The sequence below is a fragment of the Pseudomonas sp. NBRC 111119 genome, assembly GCF_001320125.1.
In the GTDB taxonomy this organism is placed as follows: Bacteria; Pseudomonadota; Gammaproteobacteria; order Pseudomonadales; family Pseudomonadaceae; genus Aquipseudomonas; species Aquipseudomonas parafulva.
The window spans coordinates 13,958-39,865 of record NZ_BCAV01000017.1 but is presented as its reverse complement, the minus strand read 5'-3'; the positions used below and the strand labels follow the sequence as shown (position 1 = coordinate 39,865).

General features: G+C 65.3%; 21 protein-coding genes. 15 read left to right on the top strand and 6 right to left on the bottom strand.

The annotated features are described in order from the left end of the window. Window positions 1-8: 8 nt before the first annotated feature. From fabA to APH25_RS07170, 4 genes are all read right to left on the bottom strand, one after another. The gene (gene fabA / locus APH25_RS07185) at window positions 9-524 is read right to left on the bottom strand and encodes a 3-hydroxyacyl-[acyl-carrier-protein] dehydratase FabA (RefSeq protein WP_008089108.1); all 516 of its coding nucleotides are present in this window, start codon (window positions 522-524) and stop codon (window positions 9-11) included. Window positions 525-731: 207 nt separating this feature from the next. Beyond that, on the bottom strand, window positions 732-2,660 hold the full coding sequence (locus APH25_RS07180) for an ATP-binding protein (RefSeq protein ID WP_060481493.1): 1,929 nt from the start codon (window positions 2,658-2,660) through the stop codon (window positions 732-734). After that, window positions 2,657-3,547, bottom strand: coding sequence for a hypothetical protein (locus APH25_RS07175; protein WP_060481492.1), 891 nt, complete (start codon window positions 3,545-3,547; stop codon window positions 2,657-2,659). Before APH25_RS07175 ends, APH25_RS07180 begins: the two co-directional genes overlap by 4 nt. Beyond that, window positions 3,547-5,661: a TonB-dependent siderophore receptor gene (locus APH25_RS07170; RefSeq protein WP_060481491.1), complete on the bottom strand. Its 2,115-nt coding sequence runs from the start codon at window positions 5,659-5,661 to the stop codon at window positions 3,547-3,549. Before APH25_RS07170 ends, APH25_RS07175 begins: the two co-directional genes overlap by 1 nt. Before the next feature lie 181 nt (window positions 5,662-5,842). Between APH25_RS07170 and APH25_RS07165 the strand changes: the two genes are divergently transcribed. The 14 genes from APH25_RS07165 (at window position 5,843) to APH25_RS07100 (ending at window position 19,902) form a co-directional block, all read left to right on the top strand. Next, complete coding sequence (locus APH25_RS07165) at window positions 5,843-6,868, top strand: NAD(P)H-dependent glycerol-3-phosphate dehydrogenase (protein ID WP_060481490.1); 1,026 nt, start codon at window positions 5,843-5,845, stop codon at window positions 6,866-6,868. A gap of 36 nt (window positions 6,869-6,904) precedes the next feature. Beyond that, window positions 6,905-7,252, top strand: coding sequence for a DUF4389 domain-containing protein (locus APH25_RS07160; RefSeq protein WP_060481489.1), 348 nt, complete (start codon window positions 6,905-6,907; stop codon window positions 7,250-7,252). After that, window positions 7,249-7,707: a phosphohistidine phosphatase SixA gene (gene sixA, locus APH25_RS07155; protein WP_060481488.1), complete on the top strand. Its 459-nt coding sequence runs from the start codon at window positions 7,249-7,251 to the stop codon at window positions 7,705-7,707. Before APH25_RS07160 ends, sixA begins: the two co-directional genes overlap by 4 nt. A 112-nt stretch (window positions 7,708-7,819) precedes the next feature. Beyond that, window positions 7,820-8,203 carry a hypothetical protein gene (locus APH25_RS07150; RefSeq protein ID WP_060481487.1) on the top strand — a complete coding sequence of 128 codons (384 nt, stop codon included), beginning with the start codon at window positions 7,820-7,822 and terminating at the stop codon, window positions 8,201-8,203. A gap of 92 nt (window positions 8,204-8,295) precedes the next feature. Continuing rightward, window positions 8,296-9,084: an alpha/beta fold hydrolase gene (locus APH25_RS07145; protein ID WP_028632241.1), complete on the top strand. Its 789-nt coding sequence runs from the start codon at window positions 8,296-8,298 to the stop codon at window positions 9,082-9,084. Beyond that, on the top strand, window positions 9,081-9,935 hold the full coding sequence (locus APH25_RS07140; protein WP_060481486.1) for an alpha/beta hydrolase: 855 nt from the start codon (window positions 9,081-9,083) through the stop codon (window positions 9,933-9,935). The genes APH25_RS07145 and APH25_RS07140 overlap by 4 nt, the downstream gene beginning before the upstream one ends. 109 nt (window positions 9,936-10,044) lie before the next feature. After that, a complete protein-coding gene (locus tag APH25_RS07135) occupies window positions 10,045-10,839 on the top strand; it encodes a DUF4892 domain-containing protein (RefSeq protein WP_060481485.1) in 795 nt (264 codons plus the stop codon). 12 nt (window positions 10,840-10,851) lie between these two features. Beyond that, the gene (locus tag APH25_RS07130; protein ID WP_060481484.1) at window positions 10,852-11,901 is read left to right on the top strand and encodes an AI-2E family transporter; all 1,050 of its coding nucleotides are present in this window, start codon (window positions 10,852-10,854) and stop codon (window positions 11,899-11,901) included. Between the two features lie 137 nt (window positions 11,902-12,038). Continuing rightward, a complete protein-coding gene (kdpF, locus tag APH25_RS07125) occupies window positions 12,039-12,128 on the top strand; it encodes a K(+)-transporting ATPase subunit F (RefSeq protein WP_033727914.1) in 90 nt (29 codons plus the stop codon). 9 nt (window positions 12,129-12,137) lie between these two features. Continuing rightward, window positions 12,138-13,832 (top strand): potassium-transporting ATPase subunit KdpA, encoded by a 1,695-nt coding sequence (gene kdpA, locus APH25_RS07120; RefSeq protein WP_060481483.1) that lies wholly within the window; start codon window positions 12,138-12,140, stop codon window positions 13,830-13,832. Between the two features lie 9 nt (window positions 13,833-13,841). Then, on the top strand, window positions 13,842-15,896 hold the full coding sequence (gene kdpB / locus APH25_RS07115) for a potassium-transporting ATPase subunit KdpB (RefSeq protein ID WP_060481482.1): 2,055 nt from the start codon (window positions 13,842-13,844) through the stop codon (window positions 15,894-15,896). A gap of 10 nt (window positions 15,897-15,906) precedes the next feature. Further along, on the top strand, window positions 15,907-16,458 hold the full coding sequence (gene kdpC, locus APH25_RS07110) for a potassium-transporting ATPase subunit KdpC (RefSeq protein WP_028632247.1): 552 nt from the start codon (window positions 15,907-15,909) through the stop codon (window positions 16,456-16,458). A gap of 97 nt (window positions 16,459-16,555) precedes the next feature. After that, entirely contained in the window at window positions 16,556-19,210 is a 2,655-nt protein-coding gene (locus tag APH25_RS07105; RefSeq protein WP_060481481.1) for a sensor histidine kinase KdpD, read from the top strand. Beyond that, on the top strand, window positions 19,207-19,902 hold the full coding sequence (locus APH25_RS07100) for a response regulator (protein ID WP_060481480.1): 696 nt from the start codon (window positions 19,207-19,209) through the stop codon (window positions 19,900-19,902). The genes APH25_RS07105 and APH25_RS07100 overlap by 4 nt, the downstream gene beginning before the upstream one ends. A gap of 18 nt (window positions 19,903-19,920) precedes the next feature. Here APH25_RS07100 and APH25_RS07095 read toward each other — a convergent pair whose 3' ends face one another. Together APH25_RS07095 and APH25_RS07090 are read right to left on the bottom strand one after the other, a co-directional pair. Next, window positions 19,921-20,826 (bottom strand): LysR family transcriptional regulator, encoded by a 906-nt coding sequence (locus APH25_RS07095; RefSeq protein WP_028632250.1) that lies wholly within the window; start codon window positions 20,824-20,826, stop codon window positions 19,921-19,923. Between the two features lie 116 nt (window positions 20,827-20,942). Then, a complete protein-coding gene (locus APH25_RS07090) occupies window positions 20,943-23,873 on the bottom strand; it encodes an aminotransferase (RefSeq protein ID WP_060481479.1) in 2,931 nt (976 codons plus the stop codon). 243 nt (window positions 23,874-24,116) lie between these two features. On the opposite strand from APH25_RS07090, the gene APH25_RS07085 reads away from it, so the two are divergent. Then, entirely contained in the window at window positions 24,117-25,901 is a 1,785-nt protein-coding gene (locus APH25_RS07085; RefSeq protein WP_060481478.1) for an EAL domain-containing protein, read from the top strand. Window positions 25,902-25,908 lie beyond the last annotated feature (7 nt).

Below are 25,908 nucleotides of genomic sequence, written 5' to 3'. Positions count from 1 at the left end.
AATAACCCTTAGAAATTGTCAGTGGAGGTGAACACGCCGACCCGCAGGCCTTCGGCTGTGTAGATCTCGCGGCCGTCTACGCTGACAGAACCATCGGCGATGGCCATGTTCAGCTTGCCTTTCAGGACGCGCTTGATGTGAATGTTGTACGTGACTTTCTTGGCGGTGGGCAGCACCTGGCCGAAGAATTTCACCTCGCCCGAGCCCAGCGCACGACCGCGGCCTGGCAGGCCCTGCCAGCCGAGGAAGAAACCGACCAACTGCCACATGGCGTCAAGGCCCAGGCAGCCTGGCATGACGGGGTCACCTTCGAAGTGGCAGGCGAAGAACCACAGGTCCGGGGTGATATCCAGCTCGGCGACCAATTCACCTTTGCCGTACTTGCCGCCTTCTTCACTGATGTGGGTGATGCGATCGACCATCAGCATGTTCGGCGCGGGCAGTTGCGCATTACCTGGGCCGAACAGCTCACCGCGACTGCAGCGCAGCAGGTCTTCCCGAGTAAAGGCGTGTTGTTTGGTCATGCGAGCTCCTCAATAACCCCCTGCGGCAGGGGATGAATCTTCCCGGCCGGCCCGTTACGCATCGCGTCCGGGGCGGCAGCCTACAGGTAGACTATTGCGTTGTGGTGAAAGTCACAGTGCGCCTGTCGAAAGAAGTACAGGTGTGCACTGAAACGTCTATTTTCAGGTCCGAAGAACGTCCTGTCCAGTCTTTAAGACTGCCGCACTTTAGCATTTATCGCCAGTCGCGGTTGCCTCCCCCGGCAGCCAACGCTGCAACACCTGCTGCAGTTCACTGCGGCGCAAGGGTTTGCTCAGGTAATCGTCCATGCCCGCAGCCAGGCATCGCTCGCGGTCGCCCTGTAACGCATTGGCCGTTAGGGCGATGATCGGTAGGGCTTTGCCGTTGGGCAGCAGGCGGATACGGCGGGTAGCCTCGAAACCGTCCATGAACGGCAGGCCGCAATCCATCAGGATCGCATCGAACCGTTGCTGTTCTACTTGGGCGACGGCTTGTTGACCGTCGTCGGCCGTGCTTACGTCCAGGCCCAGGCTGCGCAGCATGGCCTCGGTGACGCTCTGGTTGACCAGGTTGTCCTCGACCAGCAGCACCTGGCGCCCTTCAACCCACTGCAGTTGGCCCCGTTCGGGTGCTGCCGACGCCGCAGACCGGGTCGTGAGGGTGAGGGGCATTTCCAGGGTAAAGGTGGACCCGCGGCCCTCGCCGCTCTGGCCACGCAGGTTGCCACCCATGCGTTCGGCCAGCGTTCGGGCGATGGACAAGCCCAGCCCGGTGCCCCCGTAACGGCGCGAGATCGAGCTGTCGGCCTGCTGGAACGCCACGAACATCAGTTCGAGGCGTTCGCTGTCGATGCCGATACCGGTGTCGCGTACATCACAGGTAAGCCAGATCAGCTGGTCATCCAGGGCTTGCCAGCGCGCCTGCACCTGCACATGGCCATGTTCGGTAAACTTCAGCGCGTTGCCGATCAGGTTCAGCAGGATCTGGCGGATGCGCGTAGGGTCACCGTTCACCTGCAACTGCGCGGTATCGGCTGCCAGTTCCAGTTGCAGGCCCAGGCCCCGTTGCTGGGCAGTGTGCTGGAACGACTGCACGCAACTGCTGATGAGTTCGCCGAGGTTGAAATCGATGTGCTCCAGTTGCAGCGCATCGCGCTCGATCCGCGAGAAATCGAGAATATCGTTGATGACCTTGAGCAGGTGCCCGGTGGATTCGCTGGCCACCGCCGTGTAGTCGGCCTGCTCATTGCTCAGCGGGGTGGTCTCCAGCAGTTGCAGCATGCCCAGTACGCCATTCATGGGTGTGCGCAGTTCGTGGCTCATCATGGCCAGGAAGTCCGACTTGGCGCGGTTGGCCTGCTCGGCTTCTTCCCGTGCCTGGATCAGCTCGGCGATGGCCTGTTTCTGCTCGGCGCTGGCCTGTTCCAGGGCGTGGGCCAGGTTATTGATGTGGCGGGCCAGGTGGCCGAGTTCGCTGTCATCCACCACCGGCACGGGCGTGTCGTACTGCCCCTGCTGAATGGCTTTCACCGCATGGCCCATGTCACTGATCGGCTTGGCCAGGTTCAGCGCCAGGCGCCGGGCCAGCAGGAAGGTGAACAGCAGGGCGAACAGGGCCAGTACGGCGGCCTTTATGACAATTTCCTGCTGCCGCTGGCTGAAGGCATCGTCCGACATGCCAACGATCACCCGGCCAAGGTAATCATCCCCAATGGCCGGTGCAGCGCTCGGGCCTTGCTGCAGGAAGTCGTTCTCCAGGCGGATTTGCTGCAGGCGGATGGGCGCCTGGAACACTTCCACCCGCTGCGCGCGGTTGACGCTTTCGTCCGACTGCTCAACGTAGACCAGGATATGGTTACGGCTGTCCTGCACTTCCAGAAAGCGCACGTGCGGGATGGTCAGGGTGGCGCGCATGAGGCTTTCGAGCACTTCGTTGTTACCCGAAATCACCCCGTACTCCGACGCCGGTGCCAACTGGTTGGCGATCAGTTGGCCGGTGTGGTTGAGCTCCTGGCGCAAGTCCTGGATGCGCACGAACGTGAAGAAACTGATCAGCAGCAGGGTCAGCAACAGGGCAGGGCCGAGGCTGATGATCTGGGTGCGGGTATGGATGTCCCAGCTCAGGCGTTTGCTCATGGCGTGGGGGCTCCTTCGGCCAGCGCCTTGGCGGCAACGTTGACGTCGATGGGTTCAAGGCCGAGGGCGCGTGCCACCTGCTGGTTGCCGCTGACCCCGAACTGGTGGGGGTACAGGCTGCGCGGCCACCGTGCAGGCGCTTGGTCGAGCAGGTGGTCCAGTACCGCGATCCAGTCGTCCTGGTCGCTGTAGGTGCTGGCCAGGGCGCCGGCGCGCACGAACGCGGCGTTCGGGCCAATCAGTGCCATTTGCCGGCCATAGCTGCTCAACAGCAGGTTTTTCGCAGTCTTGGAGTTATACAGGTCAGGGTCGTCGAGCCCCAACAGCACATCACTGTTGCCCAGCACGTGTTGAAGCGGGCGGCTGTCGAGCGGATCTGGCCACGCCTGGGCGACGATCTCCAGCCCCAAAGGGCCGGCAGCCTGGCGCAGTTCGTCAAGCAAAAAGCGGCTGTGTTCACCGTAGAGCACCCCAACGCGCTGGGCCTGCGGTAACAGGTAATGGGCCAGGCGCAGTTGCCGGCCCAGCGGCGGGTCGCTCCACAGCAAGGTGAGAAACCCGGGGCGGGACTTTCCCAGGCGCTGTTCAACCTGTACCCGCCCTACGCGCATCGCCAGTGCCGGCGGGCCGGCGCTCTCCGACAAGCGCCATTCCAGTGCATCGTTATCCAGCAGTACCAAGCGCTGATCAGGTTTCAGGCTGCCTGGGCGCGGCAGGTCGGTGGCCGACTGAAAGTGCACATGGTCATGGGGGCGGCGGCTTTCCAGTGCCGCAATGAAACTGCGGATACCCGGCTGGTCCTGGGCCCCGACCAGCAGGATTTCGCCGGCAGACAATGGCCCCATTGGCCATAGACACAGCAGCATCAGGCGCAGCAGCAGGGCCATCAGAACTCCAGCTCCGCGCTCACGCTCAGCCGATGGCGGCTGTCGTAGCGGTTCTGCACGGCGGTGGTCGGTTCGTCGTCCAGGCGCTGTTGCCACAGTGCGGCCAGCTCGAGGCTGTTGCCGTAGACCCGCCAACGCTTGGCCAGGCGCAGGTCCAGGCGTTCGTAGCGGTATTGGTTGAGCGCATCGTCGCCATAATAGAACACCGCACTGGACCAGCCATCGCCCCAGTTCCTCATCCAGCCAGCCGACCCGCTGTTGTGCGCACTCAGGCGGCGGTCATCCGGGTTGCTGGCCCAGGCGTCCACATGGGCGTAGGTCAGGCGCAGCCGGTCGCGCAGGGTAGGGCGCCAGTCAAGCTGCGCCTCGCTACCGCTGAAGCGGGCGCGGTTGGCATTGCTGGCGATGTACTGGTTATTCTTCAGCGGCTCGCTGATCATCCCGGTGATCTCGTCGTAGAACAGCTTTACATCCATGCTCAGGTCGATATCGCTGAAGTAGCCGTTGTAGCCCACTTCGCGTGAGCGCATGCGCTCCTGCTCCAGGTCGCCAGGCCCGCGCGTCTTGACGAAGTATTGGCCGCGCTGCTGGCCAAAGGCATACGGGCTGAGGTTGGTGACTGTGTAGCTCCAGTTGACGTTGTTCTCGAACATGTCCGGCGAGCGCACCGCCTCCGAGTACACCGCCCGCAGGCCGTGGCGCGGGGTGATCAGGTAATTGACCGCCACCCGCGGCGTAAGCGAGCTGCCAGACAGGCGCGAGTCCTCCAGCATGGCGCCACCCTGCACGATCCAGTGCTCGTCCGCGCGCCATTCCAGTTGCCCGAACAGGCGCCAGGTCTGGTCATCGACGCTGCCGTTGAAGTAGGTCTGGGAGTCGGCACGATCATACCGGTAGTTCATGCCACTGAGCAGGCGCAGGTTGTCGGTCAGGCTCAAGGTGTCCTGGATTTCCAGGTCGTAGCGGGTTTCGCGGGTGCTCTGGTCGACGTCGCCGCAGACCACATTCTTGCCACCGCCGGTTTGCCACTGCGCCTTGATGGCCTCGACCAACGCCTGCTCCTGTGGGTTGCTGCTGGGGGGCGGGTTGTTGGCGCCACGGGCCACCTGCTCGGCGTAGTTGGGGTTGAGCTGCCACAGGCGCGTGAGCTCGGGGCTGAACGACAGCGCCGCATCGCACGCCCGCCAGACCTGCTGGCGGTCGAAGTGCTGCGCCGAGCCTTGCACGTAAAGGCTGTGGTCCGGGTTGAAGTCGATGTTCCAGCGGACTGACCCTGCGTAATCCTTGGCGTCGACGTCGGCATTGTCGCCGCGCTGGGTGACGTAGGGGAACACGGGCTGGTACGTATAGGGCCGCTGGTTGCTGCCCTCCTTGGCTGCCAGTTGCCATTCCAGGGTCTGGTCGGGTGCCAGGGTGTGGCTGGCGCTGAGGTTGAAGCGGGTGGCGCGGCGGCTGTCCCGGTAATCCTGGCCGAACTGGTTGTGGTCGAAGCCGTCATCCTGCTGCCCCGACAGCGACAGGCGCATGTCGCCGCCGTCCCAGCCGAAACCGTGGCTGGCATAGAAGTCATTGATACCGTTCTGGCCACGGGTCATTTTCAGGCGCGTGCCATGGCTGTCTGCCGGGTTGCGGGTGAGAATGTTGACCACGGCCATCAGTGCGTTGGCGCCATAGCTGACGGTGTTGGGCCCGCGGAACACCTCGATGCGCTCGATGTCTTCCATGGCCAGCGGTATATCGCTCCAGTCCACCGTGGCCAGCCCGGCCCGGTACACCGAACGCCCGTCGATCAGCACCTGCATGCGGCGCGCCTCGTTGGCGTTGCTGCCGTGGTAGTTGACCGTGGGCTGGTTGCCCGCGCCGTAGCCCACCATCATGCCCGGGACCAGGCGCAGCAGCTCGGGGATATCCCGTGCACCACTGGCGCGGATCAGTTCGCTGTCCAGCACGGTCATGCTGCCTGGCACCGCCGCGGGGGATTGTTTCAGCCGCGTCGCGGTCAGAACCTGTGGCAGGTCGGTATTGTCGATGAACAGGTCGTCGGCCACGGCTGGCGCACCGAAGAGGGCGGTCAGTACGAGCAGGTGCGGGTACGGGGGCGAGCCAGGGAACACGGAGCGGCCTTGTATCAGAGTTGAATTAAACAGGCATGGTAACTGACCTTTCGCGTTTTGCCAGTGATCTGCGCCGGGTTGCACGCCGGTTGTGGGATTATCGCCACCCGCCTTGGCGCGGGCCTGGCGAGCCGTATAATGCGCCCGTCGCCACTTACTTTTTGGCTTTAACGGATTGGATATGACTGAACAGCAACCTGTTGCAGTTCTGGGGGGCGGCAGCTTCGGCACCGCCGTGGCGAACCTGCTGGCGGAAAACGGCGTGCCCGTGCGCCAGTGGATGCGCGACCCGGCCCAGGCCGAGGCCATGCGCGCCAACCGCGAGAACCCGCGCTACCTCAAGGGCATTCGCCTGCAGGACCGCGTTGAACCGGTCAATGACCTGCTGGCTACGTTGCAGGCCTGCGACCTGATCTTCGTCGCACTGCCGTCCAGCGCCTTGCGCAGCGTGCTGGCCCCCCATGCCGAGCTGCTCAGCGGCAAGGGCCTGGTCAGCCTGACCAAAGGCATCGAGGCACAGACGTTCAAGCTGATGAGCCAGATCGTCGAAGAAATCGCTCCTCAGGCACGTATCGGCGTGCTGTCCGGCCCCAACCTGGCCCGGGAAATCGCCGAGCATGCGTTGACCGCAACGGTGGTGGCCAGTGAAGACGAGCTGCTGTGCCAGCAGGTACAGGAGGTGCTGCACGGGCGTACCTTCCGGGTCTACGCCAGTGGCGACCGGTTTGGCGTCGAACTGGGCGGGGCGCTGAAGAACGTCTACGCCATCATCGCCGGCATGGCAGTGGCCCTGGGCATGGGCGAGAACACCAAGAGCATGCTGATTACCCGCGCCCTGGCCGAGATGACCCGTTTTGCGGTAAGCCAGGGTGCCAACCCCATGACTTTCCTGGGGCTCGCGGGTGTCGGTGACCTGATCGTCACCTGTTCCTCGCCCAAAAGCCGTAATTACCAGGTTGGCCATGCCCTGGGCCAGGGCCTTAGCCTTGGAGAGGCGGTCAACCGCCTGGGCGAAGTGGCCGAGGGCGTGAACACCCTCAAGGTGCTCAAGGCCAAGGCCCAGCAGGCGCAAATCTACATGCCGCTGGTGGCGGGCCTGCACGCCATTCTGTTCGAAGGCCGTACGCTGGATCAGGTCATCGAGCACCTGATGCGCGCCGAGCCCAAGACCGATGTCGATTTCATTTCCATCAGCGGCTTCAACTGAGCCGCAGGTGGCCTTCGTCGCAGCAAGGAGCGAAACATGAACGATACCCCCGAACGCGCCCAGCGCGAGTCCATCATCCTGCGGGTGGTGTGGATGCTGGTGTTTGCAGTGGTGTGGCAACTGGCCGAGCTGCTGCTCGGCGGCCTGGTGCTGGTGCAGCTGGTCTATCGCCTGATCTATGGTGCCCCCAGCGCCAGCCTGATGAATTTCGGCGACAGCCTCAGCCAGTTCCTGGCCCAGATCGGCCGTTTCGGCACTTTCCACACCGACCAGAAGCCCTGGCCGTTCGCTGACTGGCCAGCCGCGCGTGCCCCCGAAGGCGAGGCCGGGCACAGCGTGCCACCGGCCCCGCACCCGGTTCGCGATGAGGAGCCGAAGCTGTGAACCTGTGGGTATTGCGCCACGGCGAAGCCGAACCACGGGCCAACACGGATGCCGAACGGCGCCTGACGGCCCATGGCCGCGAACAGGTGCTGCACAGCGCCGCACGCCTGTTGGGCAAGCCCTTGCAGGCAATAATCGCCAGCCCGTATGTACGGGCCCAGCAAACCGCTGCGCTGGTGCATGGCACCCTCGGTTTTACCGAACCGGTCCGCACCGTGCCTTGGCTGACCCCTGAAAGCGACGTGCAGCAGGTGATCGGCGAAATCGAGCAACTGGGCTTGCAGCATGTGTTGCTGGTCAGCCACCAGCCCCTGGTCGGCCACCTGGTGACGATGCTCGAGCAGGGGGCTCACCAGCGTCCTGCGGCCATGAGCACAGCCAGCCTGGCTGAACTGGAAGGCGACTGGCCACTGGCCGGGCTGATGACGCTCAAGGGCATCCATTCGCCTGCGTAAGCGGGCGCCATGGGTGAACTTTCTTTAGTCGGCAACTGGCATTTCTGTCAGTTGCCCCGGGTGCTGGCCTGTTGCTAGCTTGGCCGCACATTTCGCGCTCAAGGCGGCTTGCATGACAGGCGATATCTGGGAGTTGTTGAATTCGCTGGACCTGCAGTCCACCGTGGCCAAGGTAGAGCAGGGCGTTGCGCTTGATTTTGCCCAGCATAGCCTGCTGCGGGAGGTGGCCGATGCCAGGTTCTACCAGCTGATGCGCAAGGTCAGCGCCGCCAGCTTGGAGCCTGCCACCCGTGAGCTCATCGAAGCTGACCTGAGGGCCCTGCAGGAGGCCTGCCTGCATGTTGCCCATTTGCTGCAAGTCAGCTGCCTGGCCCTGCGCCGCCTGGGCCTCGACGCCGCCGAACAGCGCCTGGCCCGCGAGGCCCTGGAAAGCCAGCAGGCCTGCATTCAGGCCTGCCTGCGCCGCTCGCTGGCGAGCTTCGACCGCTCGGCGTGACCTGATTGCCCTTGCCGATGACCTATCCGAACGTTGCCTGAATGTGCGCGGGTGCCGACAATGGGCCATCACCCATCGCCCGGATACGCGCCATGTCGCAGCCGATCTTCTTCGCCCACGCCAACGGCTTTCCATCGGCCACCTACGGCAAGCTGTTCGCTGCCCTGGCGCCGGACTACCACGTGCAGCACTTGCCCCAGCATGGCCACGACCCGCGCTTTCCGGTGGATGACAACTGGCAGAACCTGGTGGACGAGCTGTTGCATCACCTGGCGTTGCAACCGCAACCGGTATGGGGGGTGGGCCACTCGCTGGGGGGCGTTTTGCACCTGCACGCGGCCCTGCGCCGGCCCGACCTGTACCGCGGTGTGGTCATGCTTGACTCACCCGTGCTTACCCGTGCCGATCAGTGGCTGCTGCGCATCGCCAAGCGGCTGGGGTTCATCGACCGCATCACCCCCGCAGGGCGTACGCTGGGCCGCCGTTCGGAGTTCGAGGACCGGGACAGCGCGCGGCAGTATTTCGCCGGCAAATCGCTGTTCCGCCAGTTTGACCCGGAGTGCCTGGACGCGTACATCGAGCACGGGCTTCTTGAGCAGCAGCAGAAACTGCAGTTGCGCTTCGACCCCGCCACCGAAATCAGCATCTACCGCAGTATCCCCCATACCAGCCCGGCGCCTGCTCGCCAGTTGCAGGTGCCGTTGGCGATGGTGTGCGGCGAGCGCAGCGACGTCATCCGCCGCCACCATACCTTCACCGTGCGTGGCATGCCGCGGGGCGAGTTTCACAGCGTGCCAGGTGGGCACATGTTTCCGCTCGAGCGGCCCGCCGACACCGCCAGCCTGTTGAAGGGGCTGTTCGACCGCTGGGGGCAGGCATGAGCGCGGCGGTGGAAGAGGTTCGCCTGAGCCTCGGCCATATCGAGCTGGCCGCCCATTTGTTCGGCCCCGAGGACGGCCTGCCGGTCATTGCCCTGCATGGATGGCTGGACAACGCCAACAGCTTCGCGCACCTGGCCCCACGGCTGAAGGGCCTGCGCATCGTGGCGCTGGACCTGGCAGGCCATGGGTACTCGCAGCATCGCCCGCCGGGTGCCGGTTATGCGCTGGCAGACTATGCCCATGACGTGCTGCGGGTGGCTGAGCAGCTGGGTTGGCAGCGGTTCGCGCTGCTTGGGCATTCGCTGGGGGCCATCATCTGCGTGCAACTGGCCGCTGCCTTGCCCGACCGGGTCAGCCACCTTGCCCTGATCGACGGCGTAATACCGCCCACCGGCGGTGAACAGGATGCGGCCGAGCGACTGGGCATGGCGTTGCAGGCGCAACTGCGGCTCGATGGCAAGCGCAAGTCGGTGTATGCCACCCAGGAGCAAGGCGTGCACGCCAGGATGAAAGGCATGGTGGCCGTCAGCCGCGAGGCCGCCGAGCTGCTGGCCCAGCGGGGCCTGATGCCTGTGCCGGGGGGGTACAGCTGGCGCAGTGACAGCCGCTTGACCCTGCCATCGCCGGTACGCCTCAGCGAAGCCCAGGCGATGGCCTACGTGATGCGGGTCAGTTGCCCGGCGCGGCTGGTGGTTGCGCAGAGTGGCATGCTGGCGCGCAACACGCGGCTGCTGGAGCAGCTACCCTTCGAGCAGGTGACACTGCCCGGTGGCCATCACCTGCACCTGAACGATGAGCAGGGGGCGCAGCTTGTCGCAGACTGTTTCAATCGCTTCTTTGGCTTTGCTTGACTTGCACCGGACAAGTGTCGAGGCTTGGCGGGTTGATCAGGGAGACAACCATGCAACTGCCAGACATCCACATGCTTCACCTCGGCGCCGCGCGCCGCGTGGTTCGCCAATGAGCGCGCCCATTGCCCTGCGTTGTGCCTTGGCGGCCGGGCTTGCGCTGGCCAGCCCGCTGCTGTGGGCCAGCAGCCTGCCGGTGCCGGTAGATGCCAAGGTGGTCGACCAGCGGCCATCGGTGGAGCAGGAGCGCATTTACCCCATGGGCCCGCTGCGCAAGATCAGCGGCCGCCTGCGGGTTGAAAACAAGGTCGAAAGCCGTGGCCAGGTCAGTTCGGTTACCTACGAACTGCCGGTCGAACGTACCGCCCGTGAAGCGTTCACCAGTGCCCGCGAGGCCCTGCAGCAGGCGGGCGGCTACCCGCTGTTCTGGTGCCAGGGCCGCGATTGTGGCGAGGCCAGCATCTGGGCCAACGACGTGTTCGCCAATGCCCGCCTCAATGGGGGTGACGAGCAGCAGGCATTCATCCTGCTGCGCCGCTCTGCAGAGCAAGCCGACACCCTGGTCGCGCTGTACAGCGTTACCCGCGGCAACCGCCGTGCATACCTGCATGTGGAAGAATTCGTCGCAGCCAGCCCGCTTGGCGAGCTGTTGCCCACTGCCGCCACCGTACTGCGCGAAATGCGCGACACCGGCAAGCTCGACTACCCGGACCTGGCAGCGCCCAACGCTGCCTGGGCCACCCTGTTGGCGCGCAGCCTGAACCTCGACAGCACGCTGCGGGCAAGCCTCAGCGGTGCCAAGGCCGAAGACTGGCGCCAGGCACTGATAAAGGCCGGGGTACGCAGTGCGCGCCTTGAAACGGGTGATGCGCCAACCGATGGCCTGCACCTCGAACTGATCCGCTGAACGAGCAACACCATGCTTAACAACGACCGCCTGCTGGTCCAGATCCTGCTGCTGGCACTGCTGGGCGCTGGCCTTTGGGTCATGGCGCCTTTCATCTCGGCCCTGTTGTGGGGCGCGATCCTGGCCTTCGCCAGTTGGCCGGTGATGCGCCTGCTGACCCGCGCACTGGGCGGTCGCGAAACCCTGGCAGCCAGCCTGCTGACCACCGCCTGGATTCTTATCGTGGCCCTGCCGCTGGTATGGCTGGGCTTCAACCTTGCCGACCACATTCGTGACGCCACGGCATTCGTGCGGGATGTGCAGGTCGATGGCCTGCCAGACGCCCCCGCCTGGGTAGGCAGCCTGCCTTTCGTCGGTGAACGGCTGGTGAGTGGGTGGCAGTCCCTGGATCAGCAGGGCGCTGCACTGCTGGCGTCGGTCAAGCCCTACCTGGGGCAGGTGGGCAACTGGCTGCTGGCCCGCAGCGCGCAGATCGGCAGCGGGGTGCTGGAGCTCACCCTGAGCCTGGTATTCGTGTTTTTCTTCTACCGTGACGGCCCACGCCTTTCGGCGTTCGTGCTGCGCCTGTTGCACCGGCTGATGGGTGAGCGTGCCGAGTATTACCTCAACCTGGTCGCCGGCACCGTGCAACGGGTGGTCAACGGGGTGATCGGCACTGCCGCGGCGCAGGGCCTGCTGGCCATGATCGGCTTCCTGATTGCGGGTGTGCCCGGCGCCATCGTGCTGGGCCTGGTTACCTTCATGCTCAGCCTGATCCCCATGGGCCCGCCGCTGGCCTGGATTCCGGTCACCGGCTGGCTGGTGTGGAAAGGGGATTACGGCATGGCCGTGTTCATGAGCATCTGGGGCACCTTCGTCATCAGCGGCGTGGACAACGTGCTCAAGCCCTACCTGATCAGCCGCGGTGGCGACCTGCCCTTGGTCATCGTGCTGCTGGGCGTCTTCGGCGGGCTGTTGGCCTTTGGCTTCATTGGGCTATTCATCGGGCCGACATTGCTGGCGGTGGGCTACAGCCTACTGCTGGACTGGAGCCGCAATGCCGAACAGCCGCCGTCTGCCTGACGCCCCGTAGCCAGGCCCAGGTCAGATCTTTACGCATTCTTTATACCAAGCCCCCCTGAGCGATCTCGCCCCTTTACGCGCCTGAACCGGACAATTCCCCCAAAGCGGCCACTGCCGCACCAAGGGGAGAACCATTGATGAACGTACTCGACGGGCTGTCACTGCTGCTGGCAGTGGCATTGGCGGTTTACCTGCTGGTGGCGCTGTTGTGCGCCGACCGCAGCTAGGTGGCCCCCATGCACAGTTACGACATCGCGTTGCTGCTGGCATTTTTTGCCATCGTCCTGTTACCTGCACCCTGGCTCGGGCGCTTCTACTACAACGTCATGGAAGGCCAGCGCACCTGGCTCACCCCCGTGCTGGGCCCGGTCGAGCGGGCGTGCTACCGGCTGGCAGGGGTGTCGCCAGGGCATGAGCAGGGCTGGCGGCACTATGCGCTGGCCCTTCTGGCGTTCAACCTGGCCGGGTTCGTGCTGCTGTTCGGGGTTTTGTTGCTGCAAGGCCATTTGCCCCTGAACCCCCAGCACCTGCCAGGGCAAGAATGGTCACTGGCACTCAACACGGCCGTGAGCTTCGTGACCAACACCAACTGGCAGGCCTACAGCGGGGAGGCTTCCGTCAGCTACCTGAGCCAGATGCTCGGGCTGACCGTGCAGAACTTCGTCAGCGCCGCCACAGGCCTGGCAGTGCTGGTTGCCCTGTGCCGCGGCATTGCACGGCGCACGTCGGCCACGTTGGGTAATTTCTGGGTCGACCTGACACGTGCCACGCTTTACGGCCTGTTACCCCTGTGCCTGGTGCTGGCACTGCTGCTGGTGTGGCAGGGCGTACCGCAAACCTTCACCGACTATGCCCATGCCTTGACCCTGCAAGGTGCCGAACAGGTCATCCCGCTGGGCCCTGCTGCCAGCCAGATCGCCATCAAGCAGCTGGGCACCAACGGCGGTGGCTTCTTCGGCGTCAACTCGGCGCACCCGTTCGAGAACCCCACGGCGTTGAGCAACCTGCTGGAGGTAGGCGCGATCATCCTCATCCCGGTGGCCTTGGTATTCACCTTCGGCCACTACGTGAAAGACCTGCGCCAGAGCCGCGCGATTCTGGCCTGCATGCTGGCCCTGTTCCTGATCGGTGGCGCCACCGCGCTGTGGTCCGAACACCAGCCCAACCCGGCCCTGCAAAGCAGCCAGGTGCAGCAGACCGCACCGCTGGAGGGCAAGGAAAGCCGCTTCGGCGTAACGGGCTCTGTGCTGTGGACGGCTACCACCACGGCCGCTTCCAATGGTTCGGTCAATGCCATGCACGACAGCCTCAACCCACTGACCGGCATGGTCGCCATGATCAACATGATGGTCGGTGAGGTGATCTTCGGCGGGGTGGGGGCGGGCCTTTACGGCATGCTGCTGTTCGTGTTGATCGCGGTGTTTCTGGCCGGGCTGATGATTGGCCGCACACCCGAATACCTGGGCAAGAAACTGCAGGCCCGTGAGGTGCAACTGCTGGTGGCGACCCTGCTGGTGATGCCGGTCGGCGTGCTGGTGCTCGGGGCCATCGCTGCCAGCCTGCCAGGCCCTGCAGCGGCCATCAGCAACCCAGGGCCCCACGGCTTCAGCCAACTGCTGTATGCCTATACCTCGGGTGCTGCCAACAACGGTTCGGCGTTCGCCGGGTTTGGCGCCAACACCGTGTTCCACAACCTGATGATCGCGCTGGCGATGCTGATCGGGCGCTTCGGCTACATCCTCCCGGTGCTGGCGCTGGCCGGTAGCCTGGCGGCGAAGCGCAGCGCTGCGCAGGGGCTTAACAGTTTCCCGACCCATGGGCCGCTGTTCACCGGCCTGCTGCTGCTGACCATCCTGCTGGTAGGGGGGCTGACCTTCCTGCCCACACTGGCCCTTGGGCCGGTCGCCGAACACCTGAGCCAGGTCTACTGAGGACTCACCATGAACATGCCCATTCCTGAAGTGAAGGCCCGGCACGCCTCCGTCGACCAGACCCGCCTGGCTGCCCTGTGGCGCCCGGCCCTGGTGCAGGCGTTCATCAAGCTCGACCCGCGCCAGCTCAAGCGCTCCCCGGTCATGCTTGTGGTGGCCATCACCGCGCTGCTGACCACGCTGTTGTGCCTGGCGCCCGACAGCGGGGTGAGCACGGGCGTCGCCGTGCAGATCGCGCTGTGGCTGTGGTTTACCGTGCTGTTCGCCAATTTCGCCGAAGCCTTGGCCGAAGGCCGCGGCAGGGCCCGCGCCGACAGCCTCAAGGCAGGCAGCCAAGGCCTGGCTGCCCGGCGCCGCCTGGGCGATGGCAACTACGAGACGGTCGCCGCCAGTGCGCTGCGCAAAGGCGATGTGGTACGGGTGGAGGCTGGCGAGATGATCCCCGGCGACGGCGAGGTCATCGAAGGCATCGCCGCCGTCAACGAGGCCGCCATTACCGGTGAGTCCGCCCCGGTGATTCGTGAGTCGGGCGGGGATCGCTCGGCGGTTACCGGCAACACTCGGTTGGTGTCTGACTGGCTGGTGATCCGCATCGTCAGCAACCCCGGTGAATCGACCCTGGACCGAATGGTGGCCTTGGTCGAAGGCGCCCGCCGGCAGAAAACCCCGAACGAGATTGCCCTGGATATCCTGCTGATCGGGCTCACCCTGGTATTTCTGATCGTGGTGGTGACCTTGCAGCCGTTCGCCCACTTCGTCGGTGGCAGCCTGCCGCTGATTTTCCTGGCCGCGTTGCTGGTCACGCTGATCCCCACCACCATCGGCGGGCTGCTCTCCGCCATCGGTATCGCCGGCATGGACCGCCTGGTACGCCTGAACGTCATCGCCCGCTCGGGCCGCGCAGTGGAGGCGGCCGGCGACGTGCACACGCTGATGCTCGACAAGACGGGCACCATCACCTTCGGCAACCGCCGCTGCAGTGCCTTGCATGCAGCACCTGGCATTACCCCGCGCGAGCTGGGGGAGGGCGCCTTGCTGGCGTCGCTGGCCGATGACACGGCCGAAGGCAAATCGATCGTGGAATACCTGCGCCAGCTGCATGACTTCGTCGAACCGGCTGCTGGCCAGTTCGACCCGGTGGTATTCACCGCGCAGACGCGGCTGTCGGGCATTGATGTGGGCCCGCGCCGCTACCGCAAGGGCGCGGTGGACGCGGTGCTGGCCTTCGTTGGCATGCAGCGCCTGGACGTGCCAGCCGCGCTGGCCCGCGAGATAGAACGCATTGCCCAAAGCGGCGGTACGCCATTGCTGGTATGCGTCGACAAGCGCCTGCTGGGGGTGATCCACCTCAAGGATGTAGTCAAGCCGGGTATCCGCGAGCGTTTTGCCGAATTGCGCAAACTGGGTATCCGCACCGTGATGGTGACCGGTGACAACCCCCTGACGGCCGCTGCCATCGCCGCCGAGGCGGGGGTTGACGACGTGCTGGCCGAAGCAACGCCTGAGAAGAAGCTGGCCCGCATTCGCCAGGAGCAGAACGACGGGCGCCTGGTCGCGATGTGCGGCGACGGGGCCAACGACGCTCCAGCGCTGGCACAGGCGGACGTAGGCATGGCCATGAACGATGGCACCCAGGCTGCCCGCGAGGCCGCCAACATGGTCGATCTGGACAGCGACCCCACCAAGCTGCTGGACGTGGTGCAGGTGGGCAAGGCGCTGCTGGTGACCCGTGGCGCACTCACCACCTTTTCCATTGCCAACGACGTGGCCAAGTACTTCGCCATCCTGCCGGCGTTGTTTGCCGCCATCTACCCGCAACTGGGGGCGCTCAACCTGATGCACCTGGCCAGCCCGCAGAGCGCGATCCTGTCTGCCATCGTGTTCAACGCACTGATCATCGTGGTGCTCATCCCGCTGGCGCTGCGCGGGGTGCGGGTGCAGGCCGCCAGCGCCGCGCAGCTGCTGCGGCGCAACCTGCTGATCTACGGGCTGGGCGGCATCGTCGTGCCGTTCGCCGGGATCAAGCTGATCGACTTGCTGCTCAACGCCTTGCACCTGGTCTGAGGAGGCCAACATGAATGCTTACCTACGCCCGGCCTTGAGCCTGGTGCTGTTGATGACCCTGTTGACGGGTGCGTTGTACCCCCTGGCCGTGACCGGTATTGCCCAGCTTGTGTTCCCCACCCAGGCCAACGGCAGCCTGGTGCGTGACGAGCAGGGCCAGGTGCGCGGCTCGGCGTTGATTGCCCAGGCGTTCACGGGCGATGCGTGGTTCCATTCGCGGCCTTCGGCAGGCGCCTATGCCACCGTCGCCAGTGCGGCCAGTAACCTGTCGCCGGGCAACCCGGCCCTGGCCGAGCGGGTGAAGGGCGACGCTGCACAGCTGTACCAGGCGCAACTCGGGCCGGTACCGCTGGCGCTGCTCACAACCTCTGGCAGCGGCCTGGACCCGCACCTGCCGCCAGAGGCTGTGGCCTACCAGATCCCGCGCGTGGCAGCAGCGCGAAACCTGCCCCCGGCGCGCTTGCAAGGCCTGCTGGAACAGGCCACCCTGCACCCGTTGATTGGCCCGCCGGTGGTCAATGTGCTGGCGCTCAACCAAGCATTGGCACGCCTGAGCGACTAGCCGTCGAGACAATGGCAGGCACGCGCGCAGCTCGCGACGGCGTGCCCAGCAGGCCCGAACGACGCACCTCACCCAAGCAGAACCCAAGGACCGAAACATGAGCGATTCCGCCCGCGCCGACGCCCTGCTGGCCACGCTCCCGCGTACCGGCCGGGGCCGCTTGAAGGTGTTTCTCGGCGCTGCCCCCGGTGTCGGCAAGACCTTCGCCATGCTCAAGGACGCCCACGCCCGCCAGCGCCAGGGCCAGGCGGTGCTGGCGGCAGTGGTGGAAACCCACGGGCGCGCCGAAACCGAGGCGCTGCTGGCAGGCTTGAAACAGCAACCCCTGCTGCGCAGCCAGTACCGCGGCGTCACCCTGGAGGAAATGGACCTCGATGGTGTGCTTCAGGGCGCTGCGGGCCTGGTACTGGTCGACGAACTGGCCCACACCAACGCCCCCGGCGGCCGCCATGCCAAACGCTGGCAGGACGTGCAGGAACTGCTGGCCGCCGGTATCGATGTGTACACCACCCTCAACGTCCAGCACCTCGAGAGCCTCAATGACAAGGTGCAGGACATCACCGGCGTGCGGGTCCGCGAAACCGTACCGGACTGGGTGCTGCAGGATGCCTTCGAACTGCTGCTGATCGACCTGCCGCCCCGCGAACTGCTGGAGCGCCTGCGGGCGGGCAAGGTCTACGTGCCAGAACAGGCGCGGGCGGCGGTGGATGCATTCTTCTCGCCGAGCAACCTCAACGCCCTGCGTGAACTGGCCATGCAGGCCGCTGCGGCCCAGGTGGACGTGGATGTTGCCCAAGGTTACCGCCAGCGCGGTGAGGCGGCACCTGCCTTGCGTGGGCGCTTGCTGGTGGGCGTTGACGGTGACGATCAGGCTGAACGGCTGGTGCGTCATGCCAGCCGTGTGGCGCAGCGCCGGCACCTGCCATGGAGCCTGGTGCATGTGGACAACGGCGGGGTACGTGACGAAGCAGGCCGCCAGCGCCTGCAAGCGGCGCAGCAGCTGGCCGAGCGCTTGGGCGGCGAGGTGGTGGTGCTGCGGGCAGGGGAGGTGGCGCACACGTTGATTCAGCACGCGGCCGAGCGGCGCGCCAGCCTGGTGCTGGTGGGGCAGACCCGACAGCGCCTGCGCCGGCGGCTGTTCGGGGCGGGCGTGGCCACGCGGCTGCTGCGTGCCAGCCACGGCCTGGAGGTCAACGTACTGGCCCGTGACGCGCAGCGCCCGGCACCAAGGCCAGTGGTGCGGCAGGTCTGGGTGTGGCGTCATTACGTGCTGGCGCTGTTGGCTACCGTGACGGCAGCCGGCCTGGCCTGGGCGGTTGCCAGCGTGCTGGCGTTGCCCAACATATCGCTGGTGTTTCTGGCGGCAGTGCTGCTGGTGGCAGTGCGCAGCAGCCTGGGCCCGGCGTTGGCGTGCGCGCTGTTGTCGTTTCTGGCCTACGACTTTCTGTTCATCCCGCCGAATTTCTCGTTGAGCATCCAGCGCGAAGAAGACGTGCTGACCTTGGTGTTCTTCCTGCTGATGGCTGCACTCACCGGCAACCTGGCGGCCCGTCAGCGCCGCCAGTTGCAGGCCCTGCGTGAAACCCAGGCGCAAACCAGCCAGTTGCTCGACCTGTCACGCCGGCTGACGGTGGCGACCGACCGCCAGGCGGTGCTCACTGCGGCCAGCCAGTACCTCGATGGCCAGCAAGGCTTGCAGGTGTGCCTGCTACAGCGCGATGCCGAGGGCCAGTTGCAGGTGGCCAGTGGCGAGGTGCCCCGCTTCAGCGCCACTGAACAGGCGGCGGCGCAGTGGGCCTGGCAGCATCGCCAGGCGGCAGGCCGCGGCAGTGATACGCTGCCGGATGGCCGCTGGTGGTGGTGGCCATTGGTGGTCGATGAAACCCCCCTGGCGCTGCTGGGGGTTTGCCTGCGCTCCGGTCAGCCCCTGGGCGACCCGCACCGGCGCCTGTTGCGGGCGTTGGGGCAACCCTTGGCCCAGGCCCTGGCCCGCGCGGACCTGGCCGAACAGCTGGAGGCGGCGCGCCTGCAAGGTGAGACGGAGCAACTGCGCAGTGCCTTGCTGGCATCGGTGTCCCACGACCTGCGTACGCCGCTGACGGCCATGCGCGGCAGTATCGACAGCCTGTTGGCACTGGGCGAAGCGATCCCGGTGAGCGACCGCCGCGAGCTGTTGGAGGGCACCCGCAACGAGGCGGAGCGCCTGGACCGCTACATCCAGAACCTGCTGGACATGACCCGCCTGGGCCACGGCAGCCTCAAGCTGGCCCGTGACTGGGTAGCCCCGGCCGACATTGTCGGCAGTGCCTTGCAGCGCCTGCGTGCAGTGCTGGCACCCTTGCAGGTGCACACTGACGTGCCTGCGCAATTGCCGCTGCTGTTCGTGCACGCCGCGCTGATCGAGCAGGCACTGGTCAACGTGCTGGAAAACGCCGCGCGCTTTTCGCCGCCTGCAGGCCGTTTGCAGTTGCAGGTAACCGTGCACCACCCGCAATTGCGCATGGCCGTCAGCGACGAAGGGCCCGGTATTCCCCTGGCTGACCGGGCGAAGATCTTCGACATGTTCTACACCGCCGCCCGTGGCGACCGGGGCGGGCAGGGCACCGGGCTGGGCCTGGCGATCTGCCAGGGCATGATTGGTGCCCATGGGGGGCAGATTCTGGTCGACGACGGCATTGATGGTAAGGGCACCTGCATCACCCTATGCTTGCCGCTCCCCGTCCAACCTGAAAGCGAAAGTGAAATGCCATGAGCCACACCGCCACCTTGCTGGTCATTGATGACGAACCGCAGATTCGCAAGTTCCTGCGCATCAGCCTGGCATCCCAGGGCTACAAGGTGCTCGAGGCGGCCACCGGCGCCCAGGGCCTGGCCGAGGCCGCCTTGGGCAAGCCTGACCTGGTGGTGCTCGACTTGGGGTTGCCAGACATGGACGGCCAGCACGTGCTGCGCGAGCTGCGTGAATGGAGTGCGGTACCGGTGATGGTGTTGTCGGTGCGCGCCAGCGAACTGCAGAAGGTGGATGCCCTGGACGGTGGCGCCAACGATTACGTGACCAAGCCCTTCGGCATCCAGGAGTTTCTGGCGCGGGTGCGGGCGCTGTTGCGCCAGGTGCCGCAAGCAGAGGGCGCCGAGGTTGCACTGCGCCTCGGGCCGCTGACCGTGGACCTCGCGTTTCGCCGTGTCACCCTCGACGGCGCCGAGGTGGCTCTTACGCGCAAGGAATATGCGCTGCTGGCGCAGCTGGCCCGCCACCCAGGCCGGGTCATCACCCAGCAGCAGCTGTTGAAGGATATCTGGGGGCCCACCCATGTGGACGATACCCACTACCTGCGCATCGTGGTCGGGCATCTGCGGCAAAAGCTTGGCGACGACCCGACTGCCCCGCGCTACATCATCACCGAACCCGGGGTGGGCTATCGGCTGGTGGCGCTGGCGGGTTGAGCCGGCCGGCAAGTGGCTTCATGCCCTGGGCGGCTCCTGTTCGAACAGTTTGCGCATGATCTCCAGGTAGCGCCGGGCGCCGAGCCCCAGCGGGCGCGGCTTGACCCAGATGATGTCCACCCACAGGCGCAACCGGCTGGCCATGTTGTCGAAGCGCACTTCGGCCAGCGCGCCAGAGGCGATCAGCGGTTCGACCAATGGCTGCGGCAGGTAAGCCCAGCCCAGCCCCGACTGCACCAGGTCCAGCGTGGCCAGGTAACTGTCGGTCAGCCAGATACGCCGTGACAACACCATGCGCGGGTCGGAGCCTGTGGCCTTGCCGGATGCCACGATGATCTGCCGCTGCTCGGCAAAGGCCTCTTCAGGCAGGGGCATGCCGCCGTTCTGCCCTGCGGGATGGCGCGGTGAAGCCACGGCCACCAGCAACTGGCTGCCTGCTTCCAGGAAGGATTCGCGCTCGTCGATGCCAGGCCTTTCGAACACCAGGGCCAGTTGCACACTGCCGTCATGCAGCAGGCGGATGGCCTCGGTCTGGGTGGCGGAGCGGATCTCCACTTCCAGGCTGGGAAACTCCTGCGCCAGGGCCTGCAGCGGCTGGCTCCAGGCGCCGGTTTGCAACTCGGGGGCCATGGCGATGGTGAGGCGTTTTTCCAGGCCCTTGTGCAGCTGCAGCGCCTGGGCATCCAGCAGGTTCAGCTGGCAGATTACCTGCCTGGCCTGCGGCTCCAGCGCCAACGCGGCGCTGGTGGGCAGGGCCTTGCGCGTGGTGCGGTCGAACAGCGCAAGGTCCAGCTCGGCCTCCAGCTGAGCGATCGCCATGCTGACAGCCGATGGCACCCGCCCCAGCTTGCGTGCCGCAGCTGAAAAGGAGCCCGCTTCCAGCACCGCCAGGAAGATTGCCAGGGAGTCGCTGGTGAAGGCCATGGTGGTTACCTTGAAAGCACAGACGCAGGGCTTGGAGGGTAGGGGATGCAGCATGAAAAAGCACTTCGGCGCTCAAGCTTGCAAGCGCCAACTGCTTCAAGGCGAACACCCAACCATCACACCCCTTCAGCCAACACCCGGTCAATGCTGTCGACAAAGTAATCCACGCTGGCCTGCGTCGTGCACATCGGTGGCTTGATCTTGAGGATATTCAGGTAATCCCCCGTGGGCTGCATGAAAATACCCAGGTCACGCAAGCGATTGCACAACACCATGGTTTCCTCCGTGGCCGGTTCCAGGGTGTCGCGGTCACGCACCAGCTCAAGCCCAAGGTAGAAGCCTGAGCCATGGGCAGCGCCCACCAGTGGGTGTCGGTCTACCAGCGCCTGTAGCCTGGCCTTGAAGTAGCGGCCTGTGTCGCGGGCGTTGTCCCACAGGCCTTCATCTTCCATCACATCCAGCACCGCCATGCCGATGCGGCAACTCACCGGGCTGCCGCCGGCCGAAGAGAAGAAGTAACCCTCGGCCTCGAGGGCTTCGGCAATTTCGCGGCGGGTGATCACCACGCCGAGGGGCTGGCCGTTGCCCATGCCTTTGGCCATGGTGATGATATCCGGCACCACGCCCTGCTCTTCGAAACCCCAGAAATACTCACCCAGGCGGCCGTATCCCACCTGCACTTCATCGGCGATGCACACCCCGCCACGGGCCCGCACGCTGGCGTAGGCGGCTTTCAGGTAGCCGGCCGGCAAGGCGATGCCACCGGCATTTCCGTAAACTGGCTCGCAGATGATGCCCGCCAACTGCCGGCCGCTGGCGTCAAGGCTGGCCAGCTTGGCGTCCACGTCGCGCAGGTAGTCGGCGGCGCTGTCGGCACCGCGAAAGCGCCCGCGGAAGGTGTTCGGTGCTTCCACCGGGTGCACCCAGGCGGGGCGGGTTTCCAGGGCTTTGGGGTTATCGGCGATGGAGGTGGAAATGGCATCGGTGGCCACCGACCAGCCATGATAGGCCTCCAGCACACTGAGCATGTCGCGCCCACCGCTGTAGGCCCAGGCCAGGCGGATTGCCAGGTCGTTAGCCTCGGTGCCGCTATTGACCATGAACACCCGGTCGAAGCCGTCGGGCGCCAGGTCAAGCAGCCGCTCCGAGAACTCGGTGATGGCCGCATAGTGGAAGCGTGAATTGGTGTTGAGCAACGACCATTGCCGCGCCGACTCGGCCACCATGCGTGGGTGGCCATGGCCCAGCACGGCCACGTTGTTGAGCATGTCCAGGTATGAGCGGCCTTGCATGTCGATCAGGTAATTACGCCAGCCCCGCTCGATGTGTGGCGGTTGGGCGTAATAGTGTTTCTGCGAGCGGGCAAAGCTGGCATCGCGCCGCGCCAGCAGCGCCTGTGGGTCTGGCAAGGGATCGGCGTCGCAGTCAACGCCCAGCAATGCTGCCGGCGAGGGGCATAATGCCAGCCAGGCCGGGGCTTGGGCGGGCGTGGCGAAGAATGGCGGCCGCAGGTTGCTGTCCAGGCACAGCTGTACGCTCAGCCTGTCACCGGTTTGGCCAAGGGGCTCGCCCTGATGCACGCGTTGCCCGTCCAGCGGCCCTGCGCTCAGCCCGTACAGCCACAGGCTCCAGCGGGCAGTGCGCAAGCAGCCGGCGCCGTCACCGTGGGCCTCCCAGGTACCGGCCTGGGGCGCCTGCACCGGGCTGCCTGGCGTCACGTGCAGCTCCACGCCCAAGGCGCAGGTGGCAGGCGCCTGCGCGCGGTCAATGTGGGTTTGAGACAGGCGATACTGCCCGTGCAGCGTGCATGCAGGCGCCGCCTGGGCGGCCAGCAGGCGCTGGTCGAAACCGGGTTGCTCCCAGTTGCCGGCTTCGCAATGGACGCTGAGCACCCCCAGGTCGAGCTGGGTGACAGGTTGCCCGGCCAAACCAGGCAGCAAGGCCAGGCAGCCGTCCAGCGCAGGGCCTTCAGGTTCCAGCCCCGCCGCCTGGAGAATGGCCGCTTCCATAAGGGCCAGTGGCACGGCCATGGCCGTGTCGAAGATGGCCCATTCATGCGCGACATTGTCACGGGTGTACTGGTTGCCGGGGTCGACCGCCAGCTGTTGGGCGCTGCTCAGCACCAGCACGGCGGCGCGCTTGAGCACCAGCGGCCAAAGGGCGCACAGCTCCGCCTCGGTCAGCGGGTTGACTGCCTGGTAAGCGCTCACCGCGGGCAGGATCATGAACGGGTCGCCGTCGGCATGGTGCAGCAGGGCAGAACAGGTGACCGACAGGTCGGCGATGCGCCAGGTGCTGATAAGGTCGCCGAAATCGATCACGCCCTGCAGCCGCCATTGACGCTGTGGGTCGAGGGCCCACACGGTATTGTCATCGGTGATATCCAGGTGCACAGCCTGCGTAGGCAGCCGATCGACCAGCGGCGCCAGGCGCTCGCCTGCCACACGGGCGGCTTCGTGCAGGCGGGCGCGCTGGCCGGCGTCTTCAATCAACGGCAGCAAGTGGTTGATCAGGGTGCGGGCATGGCGGGGGTCCCATTGGAGCGTGCGGGCCAGCCCCGGGTGGTCGAAACCGGCAAGCGCCCTGTCGACCTGTGCACAGAGTGCGCCCAGGCGGCCCACCACATCGGGTGACAGGTGGGCGACACGGGTCAACGGCTGGCCGTCGATATACTCCAGCAAGCGTACGCGCAGCGGCTGCTCGCCGATGTTCACTGCCAGCAGGGTGTCGCCGCTGTGTGCCGCGATCACCGCAGGCACGGGCAGGCCTTGGGCCTTCAGATGATCCAGCGCGGCATGTTGCGCCTGCAGTTCGGTTTCAGCATAGCTGCCGTGGCAGGCCTTCAGCACGTAGCGCCCTTGCGACGTTTCCACGCGCAGGTTGAAGTCCTGCTGGCTGCCAAGCGCCTGCAGTTCACCCGAGAGGCCGTAATGCGCTTGCAACAGGGTGGCGGCCTGGCTGGCACCGAGCACCGGGCTTGCCAGGCTGGCCCGCGCAGCCAGTTGGTCGATCAAGGGTGTAGAGGCGTCAGCTGGAAAGTTGTGCATGGGGCTACCGTCATCGAGGTGGAGGCAGCCCGTATTTATGCGGGTTTTGCCAGACAACGAAAGACGATCATTTTCAGTTTTTCTGAAAAGCAGCAGCCCCGATAGCTTGACGGAGATCAACCACTCGGCAACATCCTTCAAAAAACTTGTACAAGTAGTTAGGTTTGTACAAGTATTTGGTGTAGCGTAGCGCCATTATTCCCCTTCTGATGATCCACTGCCCTGTAGGACTGGTGAAACGAGATGATGGTTGCACCCGTTCCGATCAACGAACAGGACCGCCTGGCAGAGGTTGCCGAGTGGTGCGTGTTGCACCATGAGCCCAGTACCGAGTTGAAGGCGCTGGTCGACCTGGGGCGCCGCTACTTCGGGGTGCCCACCTGCGTGGTTTCGATCGTCGGTGAGTGCCAGCAGTGGTTTGCGGCACGGGCCGGGCTGGATGCACAGACAATGCCCCGGGACATTTCGTTCTGTGCCCACACCATTTTGCAGGCTCAGCCCATGGAAGTGCTGGACGCCACTGCCGATATTCGCTTCGCGCGCAACCCGCTGGTCACCGGCGAACCCGGCGTACGCTACTACTGCGGTGCGCCGCTGATGGTCGGGCAGCGGATTGCGATTGGCAGTTTCTGCATCATCGACACCACCACGCGTCCACCGCTGGACGACGCGCAAAAAGCCATGCTGGTGGCCTTCGCCGAAACCGCCATGCAGATCATCTCTGGCTTGCGCCGGAATGTATTCACGGACCAGGACACTGGGCTGTTCAACCGCCTCAAGCTCGAATACGACGTGAGCGCGGCGCTGGGCCGTTGGCAGCCGTTGACCCTGTTGGCGGTAGACATCATGCCCCCCGAGGCGCTCAACGACATCATCCGCGGGTTGGGCTACAACTTCGCCCACGACCTGACCCTGCAGGCCATGGCACGCATTGCTGCGCAGTTGAACGGTGGGCTATGCCTGTACAAGATAAGCCCTACGCGCTTTGCGGTCTTGCTGGAAGACGTTGGCAACGTTCAGCCCTTGTGCCAGCGCATCGTGGCTGCACTGCAGGCGCCTGCCCAGTGCCACCAGGTGCCGGTGTTGCTGGATGCCGGCATCGGCATTGCGCCAATCACACCCCCGGCCGACGAACGCAACAGCCTGGAATGGTTACGCAGGGCGGTGGCTGCAGCGGACTCGGCGCGGCGCAATGTGAGGCGCTATGCCTGGTATATGCCGGAGGTCGATGCCGCCCAGCGCCGTGCGTTGCTGCTGCTGGCATCCCTGGGGCACGCCTTGCTCAATGAAGGTGAGCTCAGCCTGCACCTGCAACCGCGCATTGAACTGCCTTCTGGCCAATGCCGGTCGGCAGAGGCGCTGCTACGCTGGCACCACCCCCAGTTGGGTAATGTATCCCCGGCAGAATTCATCCCCTTGGCAGAGAAAACCGCGCTCATGGCCAGCCTCAGCCTTTGGGTGATGCGCGCTGTGGTGGGCATTCTGGACAGTACCCGGGGCATGGATTTCAGCATCAGCCTGAACGTCACGGCCCGTGACCTGGAGAGCCCGACCTTCATGGATGCGCTGTTGGGCACATTGCAGGGCGCAGCCATCTCCCCCAGGCGGGTTCAACTGGAATTCACCGAAAGCGTGCTGATCGAGCAGCCCGAGGCGTTGCAGTTGCAGTTGCAACGCGCCCAGCAAGCCGGCATCGACATTGCCATTGACGACTTTGGCACCGGCTACTGCAACTGGGTTTACCTGGCGCGGATACCGGCCAGCATCGTCAAGCTCGACAGGTCGCTGGTGCACCACGCGCTGCCAGGCTGCAGAGAGGCATTGCTGGTGCGGTCGGTGATCGACCTTGCCAGCCACCTGAAATACCGGGTACTGGCAGAAGGGGTTGAAACGGCGCAACAGCTCGCCCAGGTGTCGGCCTGGGGATGCGCCGAGGCCCAGGGGTTCCATATCGCCCGGCCCATGCCGGTCGCCGATTTCGTGCAATGGTTCTGCAACACCCGGCAGATCAATCAGGTCGCCGGCTAATGACAAT